The following is a 6,483-nucleotide window of genomic DNA, read 5'->3' as shown; positions in this document are numbered from 1 at the left end:
GAGCCCGATACAATATCGAACTCATTTTTATAATTATTAATTTTTAATCTGTCCAAACTTTTGGGTGCAGTCTAAAATGAAGTCCTTTTTTATTTGAATTAACTCATTTCTATTTCTGCATTCATTCATATTCTTCTAAATCATTAAAAGCTCATAGATTCCTCGACAAACTCAAAATGATTCCACTAAAAACTTAGAACTTAGAACTTAGAACTTAGAACTTAGAACTTAGAACTTAGAACAAAGTTACAACTCCCAGTTTCTTAAATCTGTCAAAAAATGATGCGCTGTTAAATCATAACGAACAGGAACAACAGAAATATAACCTTCTGCTAAAGCTCGTTCATCAGTATCTTCTCCTTTGTCTAAGTTTTTAAACTCACCACTCATCCAATAGTATTTTCTACCACGAGGATCTTCGCGACGATCAAATTTTTCTTCCCATTTTGCGTCTGCTTGTCGACAAACTTTAATTCCTTTAATTTCCTCTTCTTTCAATTTCGGAATATTAACATTCAACACCACTCCTTTTGGTAATTTATGTTCCAAAACTTGTGCAATAATTGTTTTAACAAACTTTTCTCCTGCTTTAAAATCTGCATTGTACGAAAAATCACACAACGAAAATCCAACTGCAGGAATCCCTTCTATTCCAGCTTCTACAGCGGCAGACATAGTTCCGGAATAAATCACATTCACAGACGAATTCGATCCATGATTAATTCCAGAAATACACAAATCTGGCTTACGAGGTAAAATTTGCGAAACAGCTAATTTTACACAATCTACCGGTGTTCCCGAACACGCATATTCTTTTACTTCTGCATCAACTTCAATCTCATCACAAAATAAAGTCGAATTAATCGTAACCGCATGCCCCATTCCACTTTGTGGACTATCAGGCGCTACAACGTAAACTTCCCCAAACTCTTTTGCAACTTCTATTAACGCTCTTATTCCAGGCGCAGTTACCCCATCATCATTTGTAACTAAAATTAGCGGTCTTTCCATATTTATTTATTACTTTTATTCATCATTTATACAAATGTAAAAAACTTCCTTCTAATTTCTTTTTGTTTTATATTTGAAGGATACTTAAATTATTAATTTATATAACACCATCGCAATATGTTAATTAAAAAAACGTATGTTTTACTATCGTTTTTATCAATGAGTTTACTTGCTTTTTGCTTTTGCAAACCCATGTTAGACACTGACGAAGAAAGAGAAAAGTTAATTGTAAAAAACACACGAAATACCTTAACTTATCTACACTATAAACCTGCAACAGTTGATGATAAATTTTCAGAAAATGTATTCAATAAATATTTAGAATATATAGATCCAAGCAAACGCTTTCTTTTGCAATCTGATTATGATTTATTCAAAAAAGATTTTCACAATTTAGATGATTATTATAAAACAGAAAATTTAAACTTTTACAATGCATCTGTAGATACAATTTACAAACGTATTGCTGAAGCGGAAAAATATTCGATGGAAGCATTATCGAAACCTTTTGATTACAATCAAAAAGAGAATTTCAATATCGATTACAAAACGTCTAAATACGCTAAAGATAAAAACGAAGCAAAAGATTTATGGCGCAAATACCTGAAATACAACGTAATGCTGGAAATTATTTCTATGCAAGATGACGTAAAAGGTGAAAAGAAAGACACCTTGAACAATTCTACTTCGTTAAAAGATGCTAAAGATCCTTTGGCTGACAAAGATAAAAAGAAAATCACAAAAGATACTCCTTTTGCAGAAGTTGAAAAGATAGCACGTGAAGAAGTAAAAGATTTAATTTCTGATTATTTCCGTCGCATCAAGCAAACAAAACGCGAAAATTATTTCTCTATTTACATGAATTCGCACACAGAACAATACGATCCCCACACAACTTACTTCTCACCAACGAGCAAAGAAGATTTCGAATTCGAAATGTCTGGACAAATGGAAGGTATTGGAGCCAAGATTCAAGATAAAAAAGGTTACGCAACAATTGCAGAACTTATCGTTGGAGGTCCAGCATGGAAAAGCGGTAAATTAGAAGTCGGAGACCAAATTATAAAAGTTGCTCAAGGGAAAGACGGTGAAGCGAAAAACATTGTTGGAATGATTTTGAGCGATGCCATTCGCCTAATCAAAGGGAAAAAAGGAACAGAAGTTGTCTTAACAATTAAGAAAAAAGACGGTTCTCAACAACAAATCTCTTTGATTCGTGAAGTAATCGAAGCTGAAGAAGTGTTTGCTCGTTCCTCTGTAATTACCGACGACAAAGGAGATAAATATGGAATGATTTATTTACCTGAGTTTTATACCCCGATGGGCAAAGAAGGTGGTCGTTACCCTTCCGAAGACATCAAGAAAGAAATTGAAATATTGAAGAAGGAAAACATCAAAGGTCTTATTTTCGATGTTCGTAACAATGGTGGTGGTTCATTAGAAGAGGTAGTTAAAATCTCTGGATTGTTCATCAAAGAAGGACCAATTGTACAGGTGAGACGTAGTGACGGAATGCTTAAAATTCACGAAGACAAAGATAATTCTATCGCATACGACGGGCCATTAGTTGTCATGGTTAACGAGCTTTCTGCATCTGCCTCAGAGATTTTTGCTGCAGCTATGCAAGACTATGGTCGTGCTGTTATCGTGGGATCGCCTCAAACCTTTGGTAAAGGTACAGTACAAACTATCTTGCCTTTAGACCGTCAAACGGGAAGTGATGAGTATGGAGCAGTGAAGTTAACAATACAAAAATTCTACCGAGTTAACGGAGGATCAACACAATTAAAAGGAGTTCAGTCAGATATTTCTTTAGTTGATCAGTTCACTTACGAAGATATCAGCGAAGCTTCTCGACCAGAAGCTTTGAACTGGGATCAAATCAAACCATTGGTTATTGCAAAATGGCCTACAACTTTCGATTTAACAAAAGTAAAAGCCAACAGCAAAGCTCGTTTAGAAAATAATACTCACTTGAAACTAATGAACGAAAGTTTCAAATTCATCAAATCAATGGAAGAGATGAAAGAGATTCCTTTGAACTTAGAAGATTATAAAACATACCGTAAAACACGCGAAGATAAAATCAAAAAGTTCGAAAATTTAGATAAGTACAAAAACAACTTCAAGTTTACAATGAATCAAAACGACTTGACAACAACTAAAACTGATACTGTCTTAAAAGCAAAACGTAACAATTGGTTCAAAGCAATGCAAAAAGACTTTTATTTAAACGAAGCGGTTAACGTTTTAAGAGATCTAAAATAATGGAGCAAGAAAACGGTTCATTTTCACAAATAGTATTCAATAAATTAAGAAAGAACACCCTTGGTGTTCTTTCTTTTGGTGTAATAGTATTGGCTGCAATCATCTCTATTTTTGCCTATATCTTCGCGACAGACAAAACAGAAAATGCAAACAGACAAGACCTAACCATTGCATATGCACCTATAGGTTATCAGCAAAAAACAATCGAAATTCCATTACCTAATTATACAGGAAAAACAAGTTTTACTGATTATATATTCGGGAAAGAGATCGATTCGGAACAAATAAGTATCTCATCTTACAAGATCAATGGACAAAATATTACCTATGTTCCTTATTTAGGAAACGGACTTAGTGGCGAACCTATTACCATAGATGCATCAACTTGGACAAAGTATAACATCAAAACCAAAGATATAGAGAAACAATATATCTATACAAAAACCTATCTTCTTGGTACAGATTCGTACGGAAGAGACTTTTATTCGAGGTTAATCATCGGGACAAGAATTTCATTTCTTATCGGGTTTATCGCAGTATTCATCTCATTACTTGTAGGAGTTTCCCTGGGCGCTATCGCAGGATATTACAAGGGAACAGTCGATAATATGATTATGTGGCTGATAAACGTAGTGTGGTCTATCCCAACATTACTATTGGTTATTGCTATTACTTTGGCTATTGGAAAAGGATTTTGGCAGATATTTATTGCCGTTGGTCTAACGATGTGGGTAGAAGTTGCCCGTGTTGTACGTGGACAATTCTTATCGTACAGAGAAAAAGAATTTGTAGAAGCAGCAAAAGCCTTAGGTTTTTCGGATGCAAGAATCATCTTCAATCAAATATTACCCAACGTGGTTGCTCCTATTATTGTGATATCGGCAGCCAATTTTGCTTCGGCAATTTTAGTAGAAAGTGGGCTTAGTTTCCTTGGAATTGGCGCACAACCTCCTACTCCGTCTTGGGGAAATATCATCAAAGAACATTACAACCATATCATTCTTGGGAAACAACATTTGGCAATCCTACCAGGTTTAGCCATCATGTTATTGGTTCTTGGATTTAATATCTTCGGAAATGTTTTGCGAGATATCATGGATATTAAACAGTAAGAAGCAAATTAAACTTTAAACTTTTTATAGTTAACTACACAGAAACATAGGTCTAATTTTTAATAAGATTATGTCATTATTATTGACTTAATATAAAGTAATGAATAGTTCAATATAACATTCATAATAAAACGTAGTTAGGTTTTAATCAAAACGTCAGTAGGTTTTACTCAAAACGTCAGTAGGTTTTACTCAAAACCTACTGACGTTTTTTTATTGGCCTCAATTAGAAGTTAAAAAAATTACATTAACTTTTCTTTTTTTCATACTTTAAAGTCGCTAAAGTCTCTCGAAGATCAATGCCAGGTCTAAAAAGTATTTTAGCATTTTTAATAGAAGCAGAAGTTACTTTTGAAATTGAATCTGCACCTTCGCTACTTATACTTATCTGAAAAGATCCAAAATCTCCTAAGCGAACAATTTTACCATCTGCCAAATGTTTAGCTAACATTTTTGCTAAATCAATCAACGATGCATAGACATCACTTTCACTAACGGAAGAAGTTTGAGCGATTTCTTTACTTAATCTACGAAGAGAGATTTCACCATCTGCAATAGAATTTGCATAAAACTTTTTAGGACCAGTAGGATCTCCTGGATAAGCTTTTTGAATAACGTTGTATTTTATTGCCATAATTAAAAGTATTTTCAGGTTAATAGTTAATTAACTCTAAATTAATACTTTATATTTAATTCACAAAATAAATTTGTTGATTATCAGTATCATACGAAAAAAGAGCATTAAAAAAAGCTTTCAAATGAATGAAAGCTTTTACTTTTTATGATAAAATTTGATGAAGATTATGCACAATATGCAGCCTTATTCTTCTTTGTTCGTCTTATTTCATCGAATCTTTTATGGGTGCTTTTATAGGATAAGTACCGGTAAGTCCTGCTAATCTAAAGGCACTATATATATTTTTGTTCTGCTTATTTCCTAAAGCTATTATCGTAAATTGATTGTTAACATCGTGTACAAAAACAGTATTATTCCCGTGCCACCAACCATTGTGATACAACAATTTTTTACCATCTTCGTATTCTAACAAACGCATTCCAAGCCCATAATTCTTATAACCTTTTTGCTCATAACTATATCCTTTGAAAGCTTCTTTCTTGATTTTCTTTGGTAAAAAATCGTTCGAATACATGGCAATGTCTAATTTGTACAGATCTCTTGGTGTAGAATAGATGTTTTTGTCGCCATAAGTACGGTCAAAATCGTCCCAAGCCCACTCATAACCATTGTATTTGTACGAACGAGCTACTGTATCTTTATCGCGATCATACTCAAAAACAAAGGTGTTTTTCATCTCAAGCGGGTCAAAAACCATGTATTTCATCGCCTTAGGGTAAGGCATTTTCATTATCTTTTCGATGATTAAAGCAAGAAAAGCATAATTGGTGTTCGAGTAATAAAAACCTTTATCTGCTGAACGAATTTGTTTAACATCGTGTTCGGTGAAGATATCTAACACATCTTGATTAGAAATTGGTTTCTCACGATCCATCATCACCTTCTTACCATTCCACAAAACGTTGGCATAATTTGGTAAACCACTGCGGTGATTTAGCAAATGACGAACTGTGATATCCTCGTAAGGAAAATTATTTAACAGTGTATTTACCTTTTGATCTAATGTAATTTTACCTTTCTCTACCAACTTTAGAATAGCAACAGATGTAAAAACCTTCGAGATAGATGCAATATGAATAGGGGTTTCGGGAGTGATAGGACGCTGATTTCTTTGGTCTGCCATCCCTTGATATTTCTCTAAAAGTACTTGACCATTCTTCACAATCAGCAAACCTCCACTTACATTTCCATTGACCCAAAAGTCTTGATAATAGGTATTTACTTTGTTTCGGTAATCATTAATCTCTGCTTGTGTGTAGTGCATTGGCTTGAAATCTGCCTTCCAATCCAATGAATCAAAGCGCAAAGCATGCGGATCCTTCTTTCTAAGTTCTTCTTTTTGTTCGTTTTTCTTGCTACAACTTCCCATAAAAAGCATGGCAGAAGCAAGAACAACCGCTACATATTTCATGTGTTTTTTCTTAATCTATTTGTTTGTTCGCACTAAAGTATATA

Annotated in this window: 5 protein-coding genes; 2 read left to right on the top strand and 3 right to left on the bottom strand. The window is 33.8% G+C overall.

Translation table 11 applies throughout. The features are described 5' to 3' along the window. Nucleotides 1-246: 246 nt before the first annotated feature. Nucleotides 247-1,011: a 5'/3'-nucleotidase SurE gene (gene surE / locus HX088_RS06890; RefSeq protein WP_171623219.1), complete on the bottom strand. Its 765-nt coding sequence runs from the start codon at nucleotides 1,009-1,011 to the stop codon at nucleotides 247-249. A gap of 192 nt (nucleotides 1,012-1,203) precedes the next feature. Between surE and HX088_RS06885 the strand changes: the two genes are divergently transcribed. Beyond that, nucleotides 1,204-3,279, top strand: coding sequence for a carboxy terminal-processing peptidase (locus HX088_RS06885; RefSeq protein WP_286483753.1), 2,076 nt, complete (start codon nucleotides 1,204-1,206; stop codon nucleotides 3,277-3,279). Beyond that, complete coding sequence (locus HX088_RS06880) at nucleotides 3,279-4,391, top strand: ABC transporter permease (protein ID WP_225541173.1); 1,113 nt, start codon at nucleotides 3,279-3,281, stop codon at nucleotides 4,389-4,391. Before HX088_RS06885 ends, HX088_RS06880 begins: the two co-directional genes overlap by 1 nt. 247 nt (nucleotides 4,392-4,638) lie before the next feature. Here HX088_RS06880 and HX088_RS06875 read toward each other — a convergent pair whose 3' ends face one another. Next, nucleotides 4,639-5,025 (bottom strand): HU family DNA-binding protein, encoded by a 387-nt coding sequence (locus HX088_RS06875; protein ID WP_188319131.1) that lies wholly within the window; start codon nucleotides 5,023-5,025, stop codon nucleotides 4,639-4,641. Between the two features lie 205 nt (nucleotides 5,026-5,230). Beyond that, nucleotides 5,231-6,439: a serine hydrolase domain-containing protein gene (locus tag HX088_RS06870; RefSeq protein ID WP_286483752.1), complete on the bottom strand. Its 1,209-nt coding sequence runs from the start codon at nucleotides 6,437-6,439 to the stop codon at nucleotides 5,231-5,233. Nucleotides 6,440-6,483 lie beyond the last annotated feature (44 nt).

The sequence above is a fragment of the Empedobacter sp. 225-1 genome (genome assembly GCF_030328185.1).
In the GTDB taxonomy this organism is placed as follows: domain Bacteria; phylum Bacteroidota; class Bacteroidia; order Flavobacteriales; family Weeksellaceae; genus Empedobacter; species Empedobacter stercoris.
Note: the sequence above shows the minus strand (reverse complement) of the source record. Positions and strands in the feature narration are given on the sequence as shown.